This is a genomic window from Dyadobacter ginsengisoli DSM 21015 (assembly GCF_059568735.1).
This window is the reverse complement of record NZ_JCANTY010000004.1, coordinates 205530-229460: the sequence shown is the minus strand read 5'-3', so window position 1 is coordinate 229460 and position 23931 is coordinate 205530. Positions and strand designations below refer to the sequence as shown.

The 23931-nt window shown below is 48.7% G+C and carries 15 protein-coding genes; 8 read left to right on the top strand and 7 right to left on the bottom strand.

Annotation, left to right across the window (positions count from 1 at the left end; translation table 11 throughout):
- Nucleotides 1–11: 11 nt before the first annotated feature.
- Nucleotides 12–3803 (top strand): metallophosphoesterase, encoded by a 3792-nt coding sequence (locus tag BP71_RS16105; protein ID WP_496380949.1) that lies wholly within the window; start codon nucleotides 12–14, stop codon nucleotides 3801–3803.
- A 120-nt stretch (nucleotides 3804–3923) separates the two neighbouring features.
- Here BP71_RS16105 and BP71_RS16100 read toward each other — a convergent pair whose 3' ends face one another.
- Together BP71_RS16100 and BP71_RS16095 are read right to left on the bottom strand one after the other, a co-directional pair.
- Nucleotides 3924–4418 carry a DUF421 domain-containing protein gene (locus BP71_RS16100; protein WP_496380947.1) on the bottom strand — a complete coding sequence of 165 codons (495 nt, stop codon included), beginning with the start codon at nucleotides 4416–4418 and terminating at the stop codon, nucleotides 3924–3926.
- A 43-nt stretch (nucleotides 4419–4461) separates the two neighbouring features.
- The gene (locus BP71_RS16095) at nucleotides 4462–4986 is read right to left on the bottom strand and encodes a DUF4142 domain-containing protein (protein ID WP_496380945.1); all 525 of its coding nucleotides are present in this window, start codon (nucleotides 4984–4986) and stop codon (nucleotides 4462–4464) included.
- Between the two features lie 321 nt (nucleotides 4987–5307).
- Between BP71_RS16095 and BP71_RS16090 the strand changes: the two genes are divergently transcribed.
- The 4 genes from BP71_RS16090 (at nucleotide 5308) to BP71_RS16075 (ending at nucleotide 9580) form a co-directional block, all read left to right on the top strand.
- Nucleotides 5308–5517: a hypothetical protein gene (locus tag BP71_RS16090; protein WP_496380943.1), complete on the top strand. Its 210-nt coding sequence runs from the start codon at nucleotides 5308–5310 to the stop codon at nucleotides 5515–5517.
- 378 nt (nucleotides 5518–5895) lie between these two features.
- Nucleotides 5896–6321 (top strand): response regulator, encoded by a 426-nt coding sequence (locus tag BP71_RS16085; RefSeq protein ID WP_496380941.1) that lies wholly within the window; start codon nucleotides 5896–5898, stop codon nucleotides 6319–6321.
- Nucleotides 6322–6435: 114 nt separating this feature from the next.
- On the top strand, nucleotides 6436–8190 hold the full coding sequence (locus BP71_RS16080; protein ID WP_496380939.1) for a response regulator: 1755 nt from the start codon (nucleotides 6436–6438) through the stop codon (nucleotides 8188–8190).
- 100 nt (nucleotides 8191–8290) lie between these two features.
- On the top strand, nucleotides 8291–9580 hold the full coding sequence (locus tag BP71_RS16075; protein WP_496380937.1) for an aminotransferase class V-fold PLP-dependent enzyme: 1290 nt from the start codon (nucleotides 8291–8293) through the stop codon (nucleotides 9578–9580).
- Between the two features lie 3 nt (nucleotides 9581–9583).
- Here the strand turns inward: BP71_RS16075 and BP71_RS16070 are convergent, their stop codons facing one another.
- Nucleotides 9584–10231 carry a response regulator gene (locus BP71_RS16070; RefSeq protein ID WP_496380935.1) on the bottom strand — a complete coding sequence of 216 codons (648 nt, stop codon included), beginning with the start codon at nucleotides 10229–10231 and terminating at the stop codon, nucleotides 9584–9586.
- Nucleotides 10232–10667: 436 nt separating this feature from the next.
- On the opposite strand from BP71_RS16070, the gene BP71_RS16065 reads away from it, so the two are divergent.
- Nucleotides 10668–13787: a sensor histidine kinase gene (locus BP71_RS16065; RefSeq protein ID WP_496380934.1), complete on the top strand. Its 3120-nt coding sequence runs from the start codon at nucleotides 10668–10670 to the stop codon at nucleotides 13785–13787.
- 3 nt (nucleotides 13788–13790) lie between these two features.
- On the opposite strand, the gene BP71_RS16060 is transcribed toward BP71_RS16065, so the two are convergent.
- The gene (locus tag BP71_RS16060) at nucleotides 13791–14426 is read right to left on the bottom strand and encodes a response regulator transcription factor (RefSeq protein WP_496380932.1); all 636 of its coding nucleotides are present in this window, start codon (nucleotides 14424–14426) and stop codon (nucleotides 13791–13793) included.
- 297 nt (nucleotides 14427–14723) lie between these two features.
- Between BP71_RS16060 and BP71_RS16055 the strand changes: the two genes are divergently transcribed.
- On the top strand, nucleotides 14724–15740 hold the full coding sequence (locus BP71_RS16055; protein ID WP_496380930.1) for a helix-turn-helix domain-containing protein: 1017 nt from the start codon (nucleotides 14724–14726) through the stop codon (nucleotides 15738–15740).
- Nucleotides 15741–15892: 152 nt separating this feature from the next.
- On the opposite strand, the gene BP71_RS16050 is transcribed toward BP71_RS16055, so the two are convergent.
- Complete coding sequence (locus tag BP71_RS16050) at nucleotides 15893–18139, bottom strand: GH92 family glycosyl hydrolase (RefSeq protein ID WP_496380928.1); 2247 nt, start codon at nucleotides 18137–18139, stop codon at nucleotides 15893–15895.
- A 294-nt stretch (nucleotides 18140–18433) separates the two neighbouring features.
- Here BP71_RS16050 and BP71_RS16045 point away from each other — a divergent pair, with 294 nt between their 5' ends.
- Nucleotides 18434–21025, top strand: coding sequence for a galactose oxidase (locus BP71_RS16045; RefSeq protein WP_496380926.1), 2592 nt, complete (start codon nucleotides 18434–18436; stop codon nucleotides 21023–21025).
- Between the two features lie 217 nt (nucleotides 21026–21242).
- On the opposite strand, the gene BP71_RS16040 is transcribed toward BP71_RS16045, so the two are convergent.
- Both BP71_RS16040 and BP71_RS16035 read right to left on the bottom strand, forming a co-directional pair.
- On the bottom strand, nucleotides 21243–22706 hold the full coding sequence (locus tag BP71_RS16040; RefSeq protein WP_496380924.1) for a tail fiber domain-containing protein: 1464 nt from the start codon (nucleotides 22704–22706) through the stop codon (nucleotides 21243–21245).
- 164 nt (nucleotides 22707–22870) lie between these two features.
- A complete protein-coding gene (locus BP71_RS16035) occupies nucleotides 22871–23566 on the bottom strand; it encodes a T9SS type A sorting domain-containing protein (protein ID WP_496380922.1) in 696 nt (231 codons plus the stop codon).
- Nucleotides 23567–23931 lie beyond the last annotated feature (365 nt).

The window sequence follows — 23931 nt, the reverse complement described above, 5'->3', positions numbered from 1 at the left end:
GTTCACATCCTATGAATCGAAATCTACTCCGTTTATTCGTATCAGGGGCTGTTCTGGCAACAGTATCCTCTTGCGCAAGCTATAAAACGCGTTTCTCCGGGGAAGGAGCGCAATGGCAATCGGCCTCACCCGAACCCGCACTGGAATTGAAGCATACCATGTATCTGATCGGAGATGCAGGCAACGATTCGCCGGCGAGTCCTGCGCCTGTACTGGAATACCTCAAAACCAGGCTCGCGACCGAATCAGCAAATAGTTCTGCCCTTTTTTTGGGAGATAATATTTATGAATACGGAATGCCGCCGGCCGAAGATTCCGCAGCCCGCAAAGTGGCGGAATACCGGATCAACTCACAGCTTGAGACACTGGAGCATTTCAAGGGACGGCCGATTTTTACGCCCGGAAATCACGATTGGCGCGGCTGGGGAGTGAAGGGCGTAAAGCGGCAGGAAAAGTACATTCAGAAATATATCAACGAACGGCGCGGCAAGACCAACAAGGACGATTATGAGAACTATTTCCTGCCGCTGAACGGCTGTTCGGGACCCGAGGTCGTGGAGCTGAACGACAATGTCGTGGTGATCGTGGCAGACTCGCAATGGTGGCTGACCGACTGGGACCGCGATCAGAAGATCAATGATGGCTGCGAAATCAAAAACCGGGAGCAGTTCCGATTCGTGTGGGAGAATGTGGTCAGGAAATACCGTAACAAGAACGTGGTGATTGCGATGCACCACCCTCCCTATACCTACGGGCCTCACGGCGGACGCTTTACGATCAAGCAGCACATTTTCCCGCTCACGGAAATGAACCCCAGGCTGTATATCCCGCTACCGGGGCTTGGAAGCCTGAGTGCATTGTTCCGGGCCACGATCGGGTCCCGGCAGGATGTCGCCAACAAGCATTACCGAGACCTCCGCACAGCCGTACTGGCCGGGGCGAAAAAGAACGGGAAATTCATCTTTGCCAGCGGCCACGAGCATGCTTTGCAATTCATCGAGAACGATGGGCAGGAGTTTATCGTAAGTGGCAGCGGTTCCAAAAACAGTCCGGTAAGTTTGGGTAAAGGATCTCTATTTTCTTCTTCAAAACTCGGCTTTTCGACACTGAGCTTTTATGCCGGGGGAGAAACCTGGGTGAAATTCTGGGAGGTATCGCCTGACGGGAAAGAGGCCAAAGTGGTTTTTCAGCGGAAAGTGAAGGATAAACAGGTGATCGAAGTCCCTGATTCAACAGTGGCTTACACAGAATACAACGAGCACGCCGATTCGACCACGAAATTCATTACCAGCAACGAAGTCAAACCGATCGGCAAAATACATAAAGCGATGCTGGGAGAACATTACCGGCCATTGTACCTGCAGCAATACCGTTTCCCCGTGTTGGATATGGCTACTTACCGGGGTGGTGTCGTACCGGTGAAGCAGGGTGGAGGTAACCAAACCAACTCCCTTCGCCTGCGTGACAGCCAGGGACGTGAGTACGCTATGCGAGGACTGACCAAGGACGTGAGCCGTTTTCTGCCCTTCCCTTTCAACCAGATGATAGCTGCGAAATACCTGGTGGAAGACAACTTTTTGTCGACCAATCCATTTGCACCGTTGAATATGCCAAAGCTCGCGGAGGCGGTTAATGTGTACCACACCAATCCGCGCATGTATTATGTACCTGCGCAACCCGGACTGGAGACTTTCAACAACCTCTTTGGTGGTACGATGAACCTCGTAGAAGAGCGGGCTGACGGCAAAAAGTGGAAAAATGCCGATTTCTTCGGTAATCCGGATAAGATCGTCAGCACACCGGAGCTGGTGGAGGAGATGCTGGAAAACAGTAAAAATAAGGTAGACCAGGAATGGGCGATCCGCACCCGGCTGCTCGATTTTGTCATCGGCGATTGGGACCGTCACGACGACCAATGGGCCTGGGCATCGACGAAGCAAAAGGATGGGACGATCCTATACCGCCCTATTCCCCGGGATCGCGACCAGGCTTTCTCCCGCTATGATGGCTTTCTGACGGGTGTAGCACGGCTTACGCTGCCCTTCCTGCGTCAGTTGCAGACTTTTGGGCCGGAAATCCAGAGTATGAAATGGACCACCTGGAGTGCACGGCTGTTTGACCGTACTTTCCTGACCGAACTGAGCTGGGAGCAATGGGAGAAGCAGGCAAAATTCATTCAGGAAAACCTGACGGACGAGGCCATTTTGCGCTCGTTTGACGACTGGCCTGCGAAAGCGCGTGAAATGGCTTCTGCCAAAATGATCGAAGGTCTTAAAGCCCGTCGAGCGGACCTGATGAAGATCGCCCGGACGCATTATGAATTTGTCAGTGAATCCGTGAACGTGATCGGGACAGAGGAGGAGGAACGTTTTGTCATCGAACGGGTGGATGACGCGCATACCCGCGTGACGGTCTATGAAACGGACAAAAATGGCGGGATCAAGCATCAGAATTATCAGCGTGTTTTTGAAAATGCCGTTACGCATACGATCAATATCTATGGTAATGGCGACGATGACGAGTTCATTGTCAAGGGTGATGTGCGCAAAGGGGTGAAGCTGCGGCTGATCGGTGGATTGGGCAAGGACGTTTTTGCCGATAGTGCGCGGGTTAGTGGGGGAGGAAAGAAAACGATGGTGTATGACGATCTGAAAAACAATACAATTATTGCAGGACCCGACACCCGGGATAAGCGAACCAGCCTGTACCGCTTCAATGTGTATGACCGCCGGAGCGCTGACAGCAATTATGACATTACATTGCCGTTACCTGTACTGGGCGCGAATCCTGACGACGGATTTTTTCTGGGCGCAGGGGTGAACATAACAAAGTACGGTTTCAAAAAGGAACCTTACGCATCCGTGCAGTCTATCGGCGGCAGCTTTGCGGTCAGAACCCAGGGTTTCAGGGTTAACTACACCGGGGACTTTATCAATGCCTTTAAAAAATTCGACTTCTATCTCGATAGCTACTATCGCGGGCCACGGTATGCATTCAACTATGCGGGCCTGGGTAACGGTTCGGAGCGACCCGTGGACGATGCCAACTTTTACCGCGTGCGGCAGAGTGCATTTTATGTGTATCCGGCATTGAAGAAAAGGTTTGCGGGGCATAACGGGTTTGTCACACTGGGGCCGTTCTTCGAAGTATCCGATATTCAGGCTACTGCGGGACGTTATATTACCAGTGTGGAAAATGGTCTGCCTTCAGACATTTTCAAAACCAAATATTACAGCGGTGCGAAGTTTACGTTCAATTTCAGCAGTATCGACAATATTTTCGCGCCGCATTCGGGCATTCGTTTTAATGCCGGCCTGAACTGGACGTCGGACCTGAAAAGCGACAAGAACTTTGCCGGTCTGAATGCGAAGTTTGCATTTTATACCAGCCTGGATCAGAAGGAAAACTTTATCCTGGCCACGCAGGTAGGTACCGGGGTGAACTTTGGCAAAGGGTATCAGTTTTTCCAAATGCCATCCCTGGGCGGAAAACTAGGGTTACGTGGTTACCGCACCGAGCGTTTTTACGGGAAAAGCTCCATCTGGCATGATACCGATCTGCGGATCAGGCTCGGAAGCAGCTATAACCCCACATTACCGCTTACTTACGGTATTTTCGGAGGGTTTGACTACGGCCGCGTCTGGCTGGATGGCGAGTCATCCGGCAACTGGCATTACGACTACGGCGGTGGAATCTGGGTGGCCCCGGTAGACGTCCTTACCATCGCTGCCGGTGCATTCATCCCCAAAGAAAAAAAAGAAGAAAAACCGAGGATAGCTGTGCAGTTGGGTTTTTGGTTTTAATGTTCAATGACTGAATGGCGTGCGGGAATGGAAATTTTTGTATAAATCCTATTCAGGCACCACCTGGCGCCCCGGTTGATTGTTCGTTCATTCAATATTTTAAATTCAGTCATTCAAAATTCATTTCTGTTCCAGCACGCTTAGGTTGCCGCTTCCTTCGAGGTAGCATAGCTTTACGTTTTGAACATTTTCTACTCCTTTTTCACGGAGGTAGGCGAGGAGATCTTCCTCTGAGATGAATTCCCGTCGCATATTGGCATGCTGGAACCTGCCATCTTTGATGAGTAATTTAGGGTCGGCCTGGAAAAACACTCCGAACCGTTTCGATTTGTAGCCTAACCAGTCGATCGCCAGGTCCCAGAATACTAAAGTGGCTACGAGTACAATACCCTCTGTAATGCTGTTGTACTCCCCGGCCATGGCGTTTTGGGCGGCATCACCGATGAGAATGATCAGCAGGATGTCACTTACACTAAATTGCCCTGTGCCCCGCCGAAAAAACCGAAGCAGCAGGAAAATGGCCCAGTAGGTGATGGAACCCCGTATAAAGACTTCCAGAACAGAAGTGGTGGGTATCCACATGTCCTGCCAGTTGAGACTGAAAAGCTTTTCCATAATGTGATGCCTGAGGTGATTTGGTTGATCAGTGAAAATAACACTAATTCAGCGAATCACGGATGGCTTTGGCGCGATCGGCAAACTGTCTGACCACAGGAAGCCTTTCGGAAGCCCAGGCCTTGATCCCGGCGTCTTTCGCAGTAGCCGAACCGATTTCCAGCACGCGGGTCATCCGATTCTGCGCTGCGAGCATCTGTTGCGTATAAAGCGTGTCGAGCGCGGTGCCGGAGCGCATGGTGAGGCTGTCGAGTTGTTGCTGACGATCGTCTGATAATGTCGTCGGTAATTCCACCTGTTTATCTCCCGCGAGCTTTTGTAGGGCCTGTCCGGCCAAAATGTGATTATTAGTCATTTCTTCCCCGTAATCACGCACGGCTTTGAGTTCGCCACCGGCTGCGGCCACTTGTCCTGCATTGACCTGGAATAGTGTCTCATCGGCGGAAGTCGTTAAGAATTGTCTGTCCGTTTCGGTAATGAGGTCGTTCCGTGGTTGGTTATCGTTTTCGCAGCTGGTATTCACAGCGATGATCAAACCGAGAAAAACGAGCAATGTCTGTTTTTTCATAAAATGAGAGCATGATTTTCAAAGCCCGTGATAATTACTATGCCAAAAGCAGAAGATTTTCGTAGTAATAATTCTGCTTTTTGAAAAGCATAGAATTCCCGAGTTGATGAGCGAGGCAAAAAAACGCAACCTTGTATGTTTTTAGATCTGCAATAACGATGGAGTTTGCATCAATCTTAACAGCGCTACGTCGGTTTCAACGGGTTTTGCCACGGGCGAGTTGAAAGGCTTCAGAATAGACTGCTTTCTCGATCTTCCGGCTTAGGCGCCATTCGAGAGGTATGGAAGAACTTCCTCAATGGTGAAATTCTCAACGGTATTATGAGAATCCGCACAGAACAGGAAGTATCAATTACCGGGAGTTTTAATGCAAAACTGTTTATTCTTCCAGGTGTTCGCATGTTCGTGATTACCGACATGATCGAAATGATGGAGAAACGGCCGGAGCTGAAGGCGAGCGAAAGCAGATTCAAAGCATTGGCCCAGGAGGGCGCAGACCTCATTGCTATCCTTGATGACGATGGAAACTAACATTTTGCGGGTGAAAGCTGCTGTCCTGTCCCGGGCATTCATCCCGCAGACCTGACCGGAGAAAATGCCTATGACTGGATCCACCCCGATGACAGGCTGGAAAGTGCTGGCACTATTTTTAAAAATTCCCGAATGCGGGCAGATCAAGACGGAACAGTTCCGGGTCAGGGATCGGGATGGAAACTATAGGTGGATCGGCACAACAGCTGCCAATATGACTGACGATCCGGCTGTTTGTTGGTGCTTATCGTAGCCAACTCCCATGATATCACGGAGGCGGTGATGAAGTCCGATGATACGCGCGTTAGCAATGAACGTTACCGGCAGCAGAACGAACAGTTGAGGAAATTGTAAGGAAGGCAGATAAAATTCAGAACGATGGTTAATGATGGGCTCAAAATCCTACTGGTAGATGATGACAAGGTCATGCTGTTCCTGCATGAAGCCTTCCTCAAAAGAAGTGGCGTGCTGCACGATATGGTGCTTTGCTACAATGGACAGGATGCATTGGATTATCTTGACCATCACCAGCATGGAAATGCGCGGTTCCTCATTTTACTGGACATCAACATGCCTGTCATGAATGGCTGGGAATTTTTACGTACACTTCGCGACAGAAATTATTTATCCCGGGTACTGATTGTCATGGTCAGTTCGGCAACCGAAGAGAGCGAAAAAGCCCGCGCATTCACATTTACCCAGGTTATTGATTACCAGCAAAAACCGCTTACCGTCGAGACTTGCAAGCGCATCATGGACTCTGATCAACTAAAGGGTTTCTTTGGTAGCCTGGCCCCGGAATGATACCTTCTCATACGTCTTGAAGCAACAAAAGGATATTTCCACCTTTAAAAATGAACGAGGTTCGCTATTTTTAGACGTGATTTGGTTTTCAACGTTCCAAAAAAGCCTTCTTGATTGAAAAACATCGACTATTCGGGATCTTTTGAACGGCTTTGGCAGGAGGAGTCGGAGACGAAGGCCCGGGTGCCAAATCTTCTTTTCTGTATCACATTTCTGATCTGCAATCCGATATCCTCGGTTGCATTTTATCTCTCGGGCGATCCGTTTTTCTACACATTGCTGCCCACTCATTTCTTCTCCGGTGCCATTATTCTGGGATATATCTTTTTGTATTACAGGAAAGTGATCACCGGCCATCAGATGAGCTTTTATACTTTTATAACACTCATCTTCTTTTATGCGTACCTGCTGTCGCGTCCACACCTTTCTTACGTTCAGTCATGCCTGAACCTGACACTCGCGATCATATTTGCCGGCCTGGTATTACGCTGGCCTTTGCGGTATGCGTTGGTGATTTCGGCACTGAGTTTGACTTTGTACCCGCTGGCCGTCTACTGGGTGAGTGATAATACACTCCTGCAGTTCTTTGAAGACGGAGGGGTTTTTGTGCTCGTGGGACATCTGGTATTTCCATTTGTTATTAAGCTCCATTACAACAAAGACAAGCGCGACTTTTACTTCCGTTACACGCTGCAGCAACACAACGTTGCTTTGGAACAGCAAAAGGCGATCGCCGAACAAGCTACCCGCGCCAAAACGGATTTCCTGTCGATGATGAGCCATGAGATCCGTACCCCGCTGAACGGGATTGTTGGGATGGTGCATTTGATGATGCAGGAAGAGAAAGAACAGGAGAAACCTAATGAATTGCTCCAAACCCTGAAATTTTCGGCAGATCATCTGATGGCAGTTGTCAATGATATACTCGATTTTAACAAGATTAACTCCAACCATGTAGTGCTCGATCCACAACCTTTCGAGCCATTTGGCTTTTTTGAAGTGCTACGAAAAACCTTTGAACCCAGAGCGGATGAGAAGGGCATCTCGCTTGTGTTTTTTGTTGATCCCCAATTGCCGCCACAGCTGATCACAGACCGGGTCAGGCTTAACCAGGTGATTACCAATCTGGTCCATAATGCGATCAAGTTTACAGATAAAGGATCAGTGCGCCTTCATGTTACAGAAACGGCCAGAACCGCAACGTTTATCACACTGAAATTTGAAGTGATTGATACAGGTATAGGAATTTCAAAGGCTGATCAGGATGGTATTTTTGAAATCTTTACCCAAGTAAAATCCAGGAGCCATAATGGCAACGCGGGTGGTACCGGTCTGGGTTTGGCCATTTCAAAGGAACTGATGCGGCTTTTTAAAAGTAAGATCATCCTGAAAAGTGAAGAAGGGAAAGGCTCTGTTTTTGCATTTCAACTTATACTGCCATATTCTGTCGAGCCTCTTCGACAGGTTGTCCCAAACAGCAGCGCTTCGCCGAAGCCTTTCCCCAATGTACGCGTTTTGGTGGCCGATGACAACAAAGTGAACCTGGTACTCGCCACACAGTTGTTGAAAAGGAAGCATATCAGGTTCGACACAGCTGCTAACGGGCAGGAGGCATACGATCTTTTCAGGCAAAGTAAGTATGATCTGGTTTTAATGGACCTACGGATGCCTGTCATGGACGGCTTTGAAAGTACGGCCCTCATTAGGAAGTCAGACCCAGAGGTGCCTGTGATCGCCCTCACTGCTTCGGCATTTGAGAATGAAAAAGAGCGGGCGCTGGCAAACGGCTTTTCGGGTTACCTGATCAAACCTTTTGTGCCGGAGGATTTCTATAATTACATATTCCCTTTTCTCGGGATGCAAAAATAACCGAACGAATGGGCTAACTAAATGAGTGACCCACTCTCACTCAATCACCCATTGATTCAATCATTTCCATTACCTTGGGCTCATATTAAAACCTGAACCCATGAAACGTAGAAAAGTCATTCAAAGCCTTTCTTCTTTACCATTGATCGGCGTATTGCCGGGCTCCGTGTCACGAGAGGAAACTGGTTCCCGAAAGAAAAAGAGGGATATTATTGCAGAATTGGGAATCCGCTCGTTTATCAATGCGGCCGGAACGCTCACTTACATGTCGGGCTGCATCATGCACGACGAGGTGGTTGAAACGATCGAAAACACCTCGAAGCACTTTTGCATGATCGACGAGGTGCAGGACAAAGTAGGGGAGAAAATCGCGAAGCTCGTACATGCGGAGGCGGCTATGGTTACCTGCGGTGCCTTTTCGGCGATGACACTTGGCCTGGCGGGTGTGCTTACCGGGCAGGATGTGGTGAAAGTAGAGCAGTTACCGCATCTGGAAGGCACCGGCATGAAATCTGAGGTCATCTGTCAGAAATCCCACAACGAACGTTATAACCACGCGTTTCTGAACACAGGTTGTACGGTAGTAGAGGTAGAGACGATCGAAGATGTGGAGAAAGCCGTTAATGAAAAAACGGCGCTCCTGCACTTCCTTAATATTACCGCCAATGCTGGTAAGATCAAGCACGAGGAATGGATTGCCCTGGGTAAAAAACACGGTATTCCAACATCCATCGACATCGCCGCGGACGTGCCGCCGGTTTCCAATCTTTGGAAATTCAATGATATGGGTTTCGATCTGGTTTTTATATCGGGAGGAAAAGCCATGCGCGGGCCGCAGAGTGCGGGTATTCTGATGGGGCGTAAAGACATTGTCGCTGCCGCACGCTTCAATGCGCCTCCGCGGGGATTTACGGTCGCAAGGGGTCATAAAGTCAATAAGGAAGAAATACTCGGGATGTATGTAGCGCTGGAAAAATTCATTTCAGGTGATCACGAGCGCGAATGGAAAGAATGGGAGGCTAAAATTTCCCGTATCGAAAATGCAGTTAAAGATTTGCCCGGTGTTAGCACGAAGGTGACCATCCCGGAACTAGGCAACATTACCCCCACATTGACCATCAGTTGGGACGATACCACGGTGAAGCTTACCGGACGAGAGCTGCGCGACAAGCTGCGGTATGGCTCGCCGTCAATTGAAGCGGGATTTTCAGGCTTGCCACTATATCATTACCAGGCTGGTTCCGATTCTGTCGATCCCGCTGTCGCTGAGACACTGAAGGGGGCCAACCTGATCCGGGTAACTGCCTGGATGTTACAGCCGGGTGAAGAAAAAGCAGTAGCTCGTCGCATACGGGAAGAACTGATTGCCGGAGCAAGCGCCAAAGGTTAGGAGTCAGAATCCTTGTCGTTCTCTCCTGAGCATTTCGACTCTCTGATAAAGCTCGATGATCGTCGTAACATCGAGCTTTTCAAATATTCTGGTCTTATAGGTACTGATAGAACTGCCCGAAATGCCGAGGATCGTTGCAATCTCCTTAGTCCATTTGCCTTCCAGCATAAGGTCCATTACTTCGAGCTCGCGCTGCGACAGCGTAGCGAGCGGATTACTTAGCTTTTTCGGTGCATCCTGTGGGCCAGGCAACAACATGTGCCGCACATTTCTGCTTGCATATCGCCCATGATCCAGGATGGTCGATATAGCGTTTCGGACCTCATCAACGGCTGCGCTTTTAGAGAGGAATCCATTGGCACCGGCTTTAATATAATGGACCGCATAAATTTCTTCATCCACACCCGAAAACATCAGGATCAACACCTGAGGCTGAATGGCGCGTATTTTTTCAATCATCTGAAAACCCTCACCACCCGGAATATGAATATCCAGGAGAATCAGATCAAGCGGCCGGGTTGAAACGATCGATAAGGCATCGGCGAAGTTGTCGCTTTCCCAGTGCGTAACGGGTGAGATCAAGCCGCGTATAATGAAGAGAGTGGCCAGCCTGACAATCGAATGATCGTCAACGATGAGTATATGTTTCATCCATCAGGTCAGGATAGAGTGTGATGTTCTGTCAACAAAATAATAAATGGTTTGTAAGCGCAAAAGGTTATCGATCGGCAGCCATATGGCAAGGTGTGTGCCATTCGCACAATAACATTCAGCAAAGTTAAGTATCCGTTTTGGGATTGTTTGTAGCGCTATACCAAACGGGTGATAGAAAGATTTCTATGAAATTCGTCAAATTTCAATAATAAACCATCTGTAAATCAATTAGTTGTAATGTATAATGTAACTAGTTCTAGTTTTTGTATAAAGAAGCCCTATAATAACCGGTTGCTTGTGTAAGCAGTGTGTTGCACAGTTTGATAACAATTTTGCCAGGTCTATATTTGTCGCTGTTACTTTCCGGAATAGTTGGGACCTGGATCGTCAGGTTCGCCGGCGGGCATTATATGGTTTTTCTTTTCGTTATCCAGTGAACAAGCCACTCTTTGCTCTTGCCCTTTTGATTGTGTTTGTGGTTTTGGGACGGGCCCGGGCCCAGAAAGGTTACACCGTAGTGCACTATACGGATGATAACGGGATGCCGCAGAACAGCGTGAGGAGTCTTGCAGCCGATGCCGAAGGTTTTATATGGATCGCGACCGAAAGTGGTCTGGCCAGGTTCGATGGGCAAAATTTTAACATTTTCGACAAAGCTTTCATCGGGACGAACAGCAATCGTTTTTACCTCATCCAACCATCGTTTAACAGGTTACACGCAAACGGCAATAGCAAGGCTGGGCAGGAAATCTATGCAGCCGCAGATTTGAATCAATTTGTCAGAATCGAAAAGGGGATTCCGAAGCTGGATTCTGCCTATTTCAAAAACAAAATCAACAAGCTGCCCCATTTTGACGGGACACAACGGATGTTTTTCTCAGTGGGCCTTCCCACCTATCTGAAGGACATCGTAAGACCCCATCATTATGTCATTCCCGGTAGCTACGGAGATGGCAGCTTTTGCGTTATTGATAGTTTCAAAGTTGAATTTTTTAACGGTGAGGTGAAAACAGGAGAGACGCGTTTCAGCGGCCATGGCAAATGGTGGAATTTTTTCACCTTCCAACGCAAACTCTATCACCGTAACGAGGATGGGACCATTTCGATGGTCTCCAACACAGATACGAAACCTATGGTGATCGGCGGCGACCTGCTTCGGGACAATGGTTACCATGCGCAGGTCGACGATATAAGGATTTTCTGGAACCTCACCAGCGACCAGCTTTATTTTTACCGGCAAAACAAGTTGTATATGGCGCAGGAAGGGCGCGGGTATGGATTGTCGACCCGGTTGATTGTCGAGGATTTCGATCTGGATGAGCATGCAATTCAGTCAGTTTATCGGGATCCGGCTACGCAGACTGTTTTTCTGGGTAGCCCCTCCAAAGGTCTTTATGTGCTGACGAAGCATTCTTTCGAGCCACTGACGTTTCCGGACGATGAATTCATGAATGTATTTTATGCGCTGGTGCCCAGGGATGCGAGCAGCGTCCTTACAGCCATGGGGATGATCCTGGGGAAGGACGCCACCACAGGCAATACCATCTTTGACAGTATCCCGCTCATCAGGAAACTCAACCCGGGAGATAAGCGGAGTCTTTGCTATGACGGGAAAGGATTTTTATGGGTAAAGGTAGGAGACAGCCTGCACCAGCTGAGCAGGAAAGGAGACCGGCTTCTGAAAAGCTGGGGTTTTGGCAATGAAGTCAAGCACGTGCACGCGGACCATCACAGTAATATTTGGGTTGCAACCGGAGATAGGGGATTATTTGTGATCGACACGTCGGTGGAGAATCCGCAGCCGAAATTGCTGCAGCGCAAAGTCAAAGGAACTTACATTCAGGCCTATGGCGAACAAATGCTGGTTGGAAGTACCAAAGGTCTTTTCCTGTTTGAAGGGGTTACGGGCAAATACAAGCTGTTAAAGGGGACCGAAGACGTTTATGTCAAGAGCCTGCATGTGGACAAGGCGAAACGTATCTGGCTGACTGCCAATGCCGATGGCCTCTTGTTTTATGACAACAACAAGCTGACACGCTTCCCGCTCGATAAAAATCGATATCTGGGCAGCCCGCATTGTATTATTGACGACGGGCACGGATTCTTTTGGATACCGACAAATAAGGGGCTTTTTCAGATTGCAGTAAAGGACCTTCTTGCCTATCAGCGAGCGCCTTTTGACATATTTTATCTTTATCATGCCAAAGAGGAGGGTTTTCTGACCAACGAGTTCAATGGAGGCTGCCAACCATGTGGCCTGACGTTGCCTGACGGCACCGTTGCATTACCATCGCTCAACGGACTCATATGGTTCCGGCCCAAAAAGACGATAGCCCGTTTACCTCAGGCAGGTATCACTCTGGACAAGACGCAGGTCAACCGGCAGCTGTTGTCGGGTTTAGGGGATACGCTGCTTTTGCCTGCCAACCCGGTTCAGGTACGCTTCTTCTTCTCAACCCCATACTACGGCAACACATACAATCTCAATCTTTCCTATGCATTGATCGGCGCTGACGATCAAGTGACTGCTCAGGACTGGATTCCAATCCGGAGTAACGATTTCAGTATAGCATTCTCCAATTTGGAACATGGAAGGCATACATTGCTCGTACGCAAGGTTAATGGGTTTGGAAAGGACAATTACTCGATCCGAAAGATCTCGGTGGTCGTGCCGCCGTTGTGGTATCAGACATGGTGGGCCAAGGTGCTGCTGGTTGTTTTTATTGTTTATGGTTTTTATCTGTATAACAGTTTTAGGATCCGGAAAATATCGCGGGAGAAGGTACGACTGGAACAGATAGTCGCCAAAAGGACCGAAAGCCTGAACGCAGCGCTTCATGAGGTGGAAGAATCACGAAATGAACTGAGCCGGCAGCTGCACATGCTGTCGCGCCTGCTGACATCGATGACCCACGACATCCAGTCCCCGCTGAATTACATTATGCTTACCTCCGGATCGATTCCCGGGATGGTTGAAAAAGGCGAGTTGGCAGTTGTTTCGGAGATTGGTCAGGTTATTTCAAACTCTTCACGCAGGATGAGCGATCTCCTGCGCGGGTTGCTGGATTATATCAAGGTGCACGTATATGGCAACAGCATTCAGTTTGAGCCGGTTAACCTGCGGACACTCGTCGAGAACAAATACGAGATTTTCAGAATTGCAAGCGAGCAGAAAGGCAATACCTTCGAGAATGAAGTGCCGTTGGGCTTGTCGGTGTCTTCAGACGCGCAAATGCTGGCTATCATGGTGCACAATCTGATCGATAACGCAATCAAATTCACGCAGAAAGGAGTAATCCGCATATCGGTAGCCAGGCAGGCAGATGAAAACGTCGTGCTTCACATTGCTAATACAGGCGAAGGTATCCCGCTACATGTGATCGAGATCATCAATGCGCCGGACCTCGAGGAAACGGACGATGTTGTTAAGCCGTTTAGCCGTAAAACAGGTTTGGGGTTGTTGATTGTCAAAGAAATAGCCGTACTGATCAATGTCAGGCTGCATGTGATGAGCGACAATGGTGAAACCCGTTTTACATTACGTTTCAGCTAGTGGTTAGAATTGTTTCAGGAGCGAAACTTTTTTAGAGAGCTCTATCGAATCCACGACATCCAGTTTGTTGAAAATCCGTCGCTTGTAAGTACTCACGGTGTTTTCCTTTACATTCATGATGGCAGCAATTTCCTTTGTCCATTTTCCTTCGGTCAAAAGCTGCATGACACGCATTTCGTTAGGTGAGAGGCTTGTGATGGGGTTCATCACTTTTCCGAAATTATCCTCCTTGATTGTGTTGAGAAGGATCTGCTGCACGTGGTAGCTGACATATTTGCCTTTGCTCATCACCGCCTTCAGCGCGGTTTTGAATTCATCGTGTGAAGCCTGTTTGGAAAGAAACCCGTTGGCGCCTGCCTTGATGTACGGTAATGCATATACCTGTTCGTCGTAACCGGAGTGAATAAGGATGACGATGTCGGGCTGCCGGGTGCGGATCATGTTCATCATTTTGATGTTTTCCCCGCCAGGGATATCGATGTCAAGGATCAGCAAGTCAAACCTCTCCTGGTCGAGCATGGCGAGGCCTTCCGGAAAAGTATCGCATTGGGTGACAAGTGCCTTAGAGTCGGATTCGGAAATCAGCAGTTTGAGCCCCATCCGGATGAGCGGGTGGTCCTCGACAATCAATATCTTCATAAGGACAAGGTCAAACGACGCGTTAGTGGGTAGCTCACAAAGCTAAAAATTTCCTGATAAGCAAAGGTGTAGAAATGTATCTACAAACATCGCGTTGGAACTCTATAAGGGCGTGTTTTATTACAAGGTAAATTTGTGCATTAATTAACGTTGAGTATCATAAATATCCTTCCGGCAATGTCGGAGGGCTATTTTATTTTTAGGCATAACCTTCAATACCAGTCTTTACGCGACAATCAGTTACCATTACACGACCATTGCTTTCAGGATCAGGTGCGGAAGTTTAACTTAGCCCTCATGAACGAACAGCAAAAGCAATTTGTACTGGCATTTCTGGCCTACGCAGCCCAACGTGACCTGGCGCCGGAGAAACTCTGCCAGCTTTCCCGCATAGACATCAACGCGATTACATCGGACAATCAGGTGGAAGTCAATCCTAAACAATTGAACGACCTGTGGATGAATGCGTGCAGCCTGAGTAATGACCCGCTCTTTGGTCTTCATTTGGGCGAATCACTTCAGCTGGCAGCCCTGGGGATCGTGGGGGAAATCATCAAAAGCAGCACGACGATAGGTGAGGGGGTGGGGCATGCGGTTGCGCTGACACCACTCATGACTGACCTTTTCGGGATGAGCGTGGAACGCGACGCGCATACGTTTACACTTCGCCTCACGCCGCACGAAGCCAAACGTGCCCACTCGCCGGCTGCTTTTGAACAAATGACCTCTTTTTTTCTGGTATTTGCCGTGCACGAACTCGACGGCCTCGTCTTCGCACGCATCCGCCCAGAGCGTGTCGTCATGCCATTCCGCGACGGAGATTTGCGGGAACTGGAACGGGTATTGCGGCGGCGTCCTGAATATGCCGAAAACAAGTACGCGATTACGTTCGACAACCAATATTGGGATTTGCCCGTGCTCACGGCTAATTATGCATTGCAAGAAAGCCTCTTACAAAAGATCGGGGCCATGCACGTGGAAACGGGTCTGGCAGACTCCTGGCAAAAAAGAGTGCATCAGTACCTTTTGAAAAACGCTTACCTGGGTATTGTGTCCCTGGATGAAATGGCCGCAAATTTCAACGTCAGTCCGCGCAGCCTGCAACGGAAGCTGAAAGATGAAGATGTTACTTATCAGGAACTGGCAGACGACGTCAGGAGATCACTGGCACTGCATTATCTGGAATCGGGGGGTTATTACGTGAAGGAAATCTCTTATATGCTGGGTTACAATGAACTAAGTGCCTTTTCAAGGGCTTTTAAAAGATGGACGGGGACGACGCCGGCACTTTATCAGCGGAGTGTTCAGTTTTGAATGAGTGAATGATTGAACGAGTGAATGGGCGAGCGAATCGTTTTTTACTGAATTCATCCTAGTCATAGGTTTCATTAAATAGCGGGTTCCGATATTCAGAATTCGCTCATTCGCTGTTGTCACAGCAGTTTATTCAATCATTCAATCATTGGTCATTCATTAAGCCCCCAGCTCTTATTCGGCATCGGGCCCATTTCCAGTTCAAGGGTGCCTCCGGACACTAGCTCGCTATGAGAGAAAGTGGGTGTGTTCAGGGATTTGCCATTCATTTTGGCGCTTTGAATGTATTTGTTGACTACTGAGCAGTTTTTGGCGATGACTTTGAATTGCTTGCCATTGGGCAGGTCGATCGCGATTTTTTCGAACACGGGGCTGCCGATGGTGTACGTCGGTAAACCGGGCGTTATTGGGTAGAAGCCCATGGATGAGAACACGACGAATGCCGTCATACCACCGCCGTCCTCGTCACCGGGAATACCGAAAATGTTGTCCTTGAACCACACATCCAATAGGAAACGAATGCGCTTTTGCGTTTTCCATGGAGCGTCGGTGAAATTGTACAGGTAAGGAATGTGAAAACTGGGTTCGTTACCCATTGAATATTGCCCTACCAGGCCCGTTGCGTCAGGGAATTTACCCCAGAACTCATACTTGCTTCTTCCAAGATCTTCCCGGTAAAGCTGGTCGAGGTTATTTTCGAATTGCTTTTTGCCGCCCATCAAGCCGATTAGCCCCTTCACATCGTGTTGCACCTGCCATTTGTAAGTCCAGCCGTTATTCTCGTCATAAAAGTCCCGGCCTCCCATTCCGCCGTCGAATTTAGGATCGATGGAAATCCATTTGCCTTGGCTGTCTTTGGGAATAAACATGTTTTTGTCATTGTTCCACAAGTTCTTGTAATTAGAAGCCCTCGCATGGAATTTCTGGTGGTCGGCCTGGTGGCCAAGGTCTTTGGCAAATTCGCCCACGGCCCAGTCGTCGTAACTGCCTCCAAGGGTAACTGCTACCGCCTGCCGCTTTTCAAATCCGTCCACGAGTTTTACCATTTCTTTCTCACCGGGTTTTAATGCAGGAAAGAAACCTTTGGAATGATAAATATCGTCAAGCTCACATTTGGGGCCATTGCGCCAGGGGAGCATCGTTGCCTGTTCCGCATTCTTTTTTATGCCCTCATAGGCCCTGGCAATGTCAAAATTTTTCAGGCCTTTGCGATACCCATCCAGCAAGGTTACCGACGAGTGGAAGCCGTTCATACATGCATGGTCGCCGAAGAGAACGGGGAATGTTGGCATCCAGCCGCTTTGCTCGTACATATTTACAAACGATTGCAGTATGTCCTCTTCCTGGGCAGGATTCAGGATCACGCGTAGCGGATGGTGTGCAAGATAAGTGTCCCAGGTCCAGTCATCCACGTAGAATGGCCGGCTAGTGGTGTGGATTTTCTTGTCGAAGCCACTGTAATACTGATTGCCCTCGGTAATATCCACCATCCGCTCATAGGTTCGGTATAGCGATGAATAAAAGCTGCGTTTCTGCGCTTCGGTGCCGCCTTCCACGGTGATTTGGCCGATCGTTTTGGCCCAAATCTGCGCACCCGCCTGCTTCAAATCTTCAAAACCGGAAGTTTTTACTTCAGCTTCGAAATTTTTCTTTGCCTGTTCGGGACTGACGTATGAAATTGCGTACCTGAATTCTACGGTCGAGAGATTTTCCGGGAATGCGATCCAGGCTTTCGCTCTTTTTCCTTTGGCTTCATCACTTGAAACCACTTTATCGCTACTCAGCGAGCCGGTTTTGCCCTTTTGACTGAATGTGCCATACAAATAGACCGGAATGTCGTCATGATAAATTTCCTGCGCGACGAGTTCCTGGCCTTCATTGAATTTCCATGAGCCTTCACCACCGTTGTAAAGATCGAAGAGGATGCTTTTGTCGCCTTTCTCAGGAAATGTAAAACGGTAAATGCCGGTCTTTTTTCCGGGCACAAATTCCACTCTGACTTCGTCGTCAATCAGGTAGGTGGAATAGTAATAGGGTTTCAAAACTTCCAGATCGTGATCGTAAGTCATTTTCTTTTTCCATGCAGAAGCCGTCACGGGCTGGACGGAAGGGCGCAATGCAAACGCCTGTCCCAGCCGGTGCGATACGACAATGGCTGGAAAACTGGCGATCTGGTCGTCGAGATAATCCTGGCGGACCGGGAACACCCGCATCATCTGGTTGGGAAGTTGGATGGTCGGGCGGGTTGGTTCCAGGAGCTGGCCTACATTGCCGACACGCAGGTCGACATATTTCAGGTTGTCTTTTTCAGGGATCTGTTGTGCAGGTGCGTTGAAGGAGTGAAAGCAAATGGCAAGTACGAACGAGGAGGTTGTCAGGTTTTTCAAAGATTGAATCATGCTTAATCAAATTTTAATTGCAGTTTCGGCGCTTATATTTCGGGTTGTTTTTGTTTTGAAGCGTATAGTTAACTGTTAGAACCGGGCTTTCCTGGAAAAACGGGATGTGTTCGGCAGGTTATTAAAAACCCTGGTTATTGTTTAACTTTAAATCAGTATCGTCCAAGAGCAGGTTGGAAAACAAGTGCTAAATAAACGGACGCTACTTAAGAAAAACTTAACAATCGATTAACGGAACCCTTAAATGCATTGCAGGAGGAAACTTTTTGCCGGTTTTCTCTCCAACCCACTCTTATGAAATTCAGGTCTATTTTGTTTTTTACGTGTTCGTTTCTGCTTGCCGGCCTGCTCAATCACAGCTATGCTCAATCTTATGGGATTGGCTTTGAGAGCTTCGAGGTCGTGCAGGACAAGCGCACCGGGCTGGACCTGAGCCCCGAAGGACCCATTTGCATTGGCGGGGATTTCGAGCTGTCGTTTGAACTGTCTTTCCTACGCAACAAAAAGACGTATTTCGGATATATCGTACGGGTGCTTGCCGATGATCAGCAGAATATAGACCTCATTTACGACAATAGCTCGGTGGGGCAAAATCACTTCAAGCTGATCATCGGTGAGCAGTTTTCCCCGGTCTCATTTGATTTTCATGGTGATGACCTGTTCTCGAAATGGAACCGTATTACCCTGCGCTTTCAGAAGGAAAAACAACAGATCACCGTGGTGTACGGTAACCGCAGTTTCTCCCAGCCTGTCAGGTATGCACCCAAAAGCTGTTACAAAATACTCTTCGGCGCCAACGAGTATAAGGAGTTCCGGACTACTGACGTACCGCCGATGAAGATCAGGCACGTGGCGTTACGGGAAGACGGGCAAGTGATTTACAGCTGGCCCCTCAACGAGACCGACGGACTAAAAGCCACGGAAGAGGTGACGGGAAAAGCGGCGCTGGCTGCCAATCCGGTGTGGATCAAGAAATTACATTACGAATGGAAACTGCTGGAAACCGTCACGCTGAAAGGATATGTCAGAGTGGGTTTTGATGAAAAAAGCAGTAATGTGTTTGTGGTAGGGCAGGACTCGCTGGTACGTTTCTCCCTGGCCGGAAACCGCAGGGTGACAATGCCTTACCGGAGTGGAACGCAACCTGTTTACGTCGATAACCAGGTGTTGTTCGATTCCCGGACAAACCGGCTTTACAATGTTTTTGTGAATGAAAAACAGGTGTCCGCGTTCGATACGGTCAACAGGAGCTGGGACAAAAGCAATATTCCCCCGCAGGCCAAAACCTACTATCTGCATGCCAACAAGTTTCTTTCTCCCTCCGACTCGTCCATTTATGTCTTGGGAGGATATGGGCATCTGGCGTATAAAAGGGAAGTGCAACGCTATCATTTACCTACTGCGACATGGCAGCAGCTGGATCTGAAGGATTCTGTTTTCACACCCCGATACCTGGCGGCGTTGGGGGCTACACATGGAGGTGCCTACGTGATAGGGGGATATGGGAGTTCCACGGGGCAGCAAATGCTGAATCCGCGTAACTGGTACGACTTGCTGTACTTCGACCGGCAAAAGCGGACGTTCAGGAGAATTTTCGAGTTTCAGACGCCCAAAGAAGATTTTGTGTTTGCCAATTCCATGATTGTCAATGAGCAGGATAGCTCCTATTATGCCTTGATTTTTCCCAAACACAAATTCAGTTCCGAACTTCAGTTGATCAAAGGATCGCTCAATCGACCGGAATTTAAAGCGGTAGGCTCGAAAGTACCCTATCAGTTTGTCGATATTGAATCGTTCGCAGACCTTTTCTATGACAAGGCCAACGGCCGTTTTGTGGCCGTGACCCTTTTCCGCGATGCCAATCTCCAGACGAAGGTATCCATTTATTCGCTGTACGCACCGCCGCTCGAAATAGCACCGCCGCAGACGGCCGCGGCGTCCGGTCCTGGTCGCCGGGCATTGTGGATTGCAGGTATGTTGATCCTTGCATCGGGGGCGGCCTATATGCTGTACAGATATTTTTTCGGGAGAGGCGGCAACACGCTGATCACTTCCCCAGGTATGCCTGCTGCGCATGCGGTAACTGTTGAAGATCCGGTCCACACCGGGCAAGCCATGGAAATTGCTCCTGAAGGGCCAGGTGAAAATGAAAGGGCCATTCCTTACAAAAGCTGTATTCTGCTCTTTGGTAACCTGCAATTGTATGACGAGGAGGGGAACGAAATCACGAAGCAGTTCAGCCCATTGGTGAAAGAGCTCTTTCTGGTGATCCTGCTCTATTCGATCCGGTGGGACGGCATCAGTTCCGAGAAGTTAAAGGAGTTGCTGTGGTTCGATAAACCTTCTGAAAGCGCTCGTAACAACCGCTCGGTGAACATTGCCAAGCTCAAAGCGATTCTGGATAAAATGAAGTATTGCCAGGTGTCGAAAGAAACGGGCTACTGGCGGATTAAAATAGATTACGAGAGGATCCAGGTTGATTACACCCATTACCTTGCGCTGATTGGTAACAGAAAACTACTCGATAAACAGAGTATCGTTGAACTGGCGGGAATTACCAAGCGCGGCAATTTTCTCTCGAATGTAGAATACGAATGGCTCGATACCTTCAAGTCCGAGATTTCGAACGAGATTGTGGATGCCTACCTACGCTATGCCACTTCCATCAAAATAGCCGACGATGCCGAATTTTTGGTGAAACTGGCAAATTATGTTTTCTATTTTGACCCTGTAAACGAAGAGGCCATGATCCTGAAATGCAAGGCACTCGCGCATTTAGGTAAGCATTCACTGGCCAAGACGACTTTTGAAAACTTTGCGCGGGAATACAACCGCATTTACGGCGAAGATTTCAGGAAGGACATGCCGGAGGTGCTGCATTCGTAGTAAACACCGCAATAGAATTCAAAAGAGAAATGAAAGCCGGTTCGGCTTCCCTCCATAACGGTTACATCCCTGGCAGTTCGCTATTTTCCGATCGAGGTACTTTTGGGGATCATCTTGCTGTCCAAATTGTGGCTGACCACACTCTTTAATTCACTCAGTTCTTTTTTCAGGCTGGCAATTTCATCTGTCTGGCTCTTGAGCTCCTTTACCGACTCAATCAGGTGTGGATCAAGCCGGTGTAGTTGACGGTCTTGAAACCCTTTTCATCATGTTGTATCAACTCGGGAAAGTACTTTTCAACTTCCTGGGCAATCACTCCGGTTTGCAGGTCGGTTCCGCGACGTGTATCGATCCAGTTATAATGGTAGCCGCTTATCTGGCTGACGGCTTCCAGGCTGCCCCGCACCGGCCGGATGTTCGTTTTAAGTCTTTTATCTGAGGATGAGAATCCCAGTTGCCCGAAAGGCGTCCAGGCAAAGCCTTTGTCATCGACCCAGAACCGCCAGGCACCATTGAGATAGAAGCCGATCTGGCTATCCGTTTTCATACCTACAAAGCCCTCCGGATTGTTCTGCGAATTATTGAGGTAAAGCCCTGCTGTCATGCCGTCGTGACGAATCCGCATTCGCGATGCCACATCGAGCAGGAATTCGGGTAGGACTGCCTTTCCGCCGATCCCGACATTCCCGTTTCGCAGGACAGTCATCGCATTGTTACGGTTATTGATGTCCAAGCCGTTGCCGATCTGAAAGAGCCTGTCGGTCGAGCTTCCATTGGGTTGATCGAACGAGTTATTGTAAAGACCAACCGCGAGGCTATAGGGCGCTTTCGCAACGGTATGATGACCAAGGGCCACGGCGTGGTTACCCATAGCTGCTGTTTTGAACCCGATGGCGATGGAAAAAGGACTATATGCTTGCGCGGTGTGACCGATGGCAATAGAATGCATTTGGTGTGCAGACGCGGAATAACCCATTGAAACGGACGACTCCCCGAGTGATTCGGAAATAGAGCCGACCGAGAAAGCGTAGTCGCCTGTCGCCGCCGAACGATCACCCAATGCCACGGAAAAATTTCCGGAAGCTTTGGTGTTTAAACCGGATGCCAACGAGCCCTTACCAAGGTCAGTGTCTTCCCAGTGGGAGACGTTTATGCCTGCTCTAAATGCCCCTTTCCCAGGATGCCAGATCAGTCTCGATCCAGCGCCGACGGGAGGAAGAGGTGAACCGGCATTCAGGTCTCCCTTTTGTAAAATGGGATCGCCGTCTTTCCATTTGCCGGATTCATTGGAGTATAGGGAATATGGCACACTCAGCAACTGACTCATGCCAACAAAATGGAACTTATCATTGTTTTGAACATCGACTTCCGCTTTGAGAAAGAAGGTGTCATATGGCCAATCAATCTGAGAAAGATCTCCTCCGGCTGTGCCGACTATCACTGTGAACAGTCCGTTCTGATCCGTTTGAACGGTATGGAGTTCTTCGAATACAACCGGACCCAGCGGCTGGGTTTGGATAATGTTGACCCTGACGGTGATAGAGGCATTCTGTACCGGCTGAAGAGCATCGTCGAGAGCAATTCCCTGAAAGGTAAACTTGTGGGGTGCCTGTGCAGTGGCTGTAGTCGGTAGAGAGACCAGGACTGATAGTATTAACAATGTAAAGATTCTGTGCTGCATATTGGGATCAGATTAACGATTACTACTACTTTTTGATACAACATCCTGCATGGCAGACAGGTAGGATAAAGAAATTGATGCGCCAGCGACAGGTTTTGATTTGCAGGCTTAAAACAAAACGAAGACCGCTGAAACAGCGGCCTCCGTCAAACCCCACTTAACCCTCAATGATAAATCAGTCTGGTGGTTTTACTCCCGACCGGCGTGTCGATTTGAAGCAAAAATGAACCGGTGTATGGTAAGGTGAGGATCTTTTCCGGGTTTGGAGCGTCGAACTGACCGAGTTTATGTCCGTTTTGATCGAAGAGAAAGAGCCGTTGTGTTTTTTCAGGCACCTGTACCAATACTTTATTTTCGCGTGACGGGTTAGGATAAACGTAGAAGCGGTCGAGGCTTTCTTTTTCCGGAATGATGCGGACGATTTTGCTGTATGTGTAAGAATCATCGGAATCAACCTGGCGCAGACGGTAATAGCTGGTGGTATTGAATTCCTCGTCGATGAACCGGTAGCTGTGTTCCATTTTGGAGCTGGCAGCACCATCCACCCACCCTGTGAGCTCCCAGGTTTTGGCATCTGCGGACTTCTGGATCTCAAAACCCAGGTTGTTAACCTCTTCTATTGTTTTCCATCTGAGTTCTGCCAGCCCATTTTCAGTCAGATGGCCCTCGAAACTAACCAACCGCACGGGCAATGCCGAAAGCTCAGAGAAAGTATTGAGGGTACCCAGTACCCAATTGACGCTGACGCCATTGGCAGAGTTGCTGCCGCTGGCGGCGAAGATGCCGCCGGGGGAAATGCTTTGGGCAAATAAAGAAGAGGAGAAGGCGCCCGTGAGGATGGTCAGATAGAGTTTTTTCATTTGCTTGTTTTTTGGTATGCACCGGTTAGTTCAACACCCGAGCATAGAGTCTGATACCAGCTTCTATGCATGAGTTAATAAATCGCTGTAATCTATATGACACAAATAGGAAACAAACGAATCGCTGATCTTTCGGCAAAAGCTAAAATATCCTGCGGTAGTCGGGGTGTCTGAGACTACGTTTCATCCAGCATCTTATTTTGAGGCCAGACTACATATTACCGTTCCCGAATGATTGATTTCAAGTCTGACAGTTTGCCATTAGCTCATTGATCATGTTCCGTTGATCATTGATTTATGAAATCAGTTTGCCAGACCCCAAGTTGTCTTTTCTTGACTCGCCAGATGGCAAGATGACTGGTATT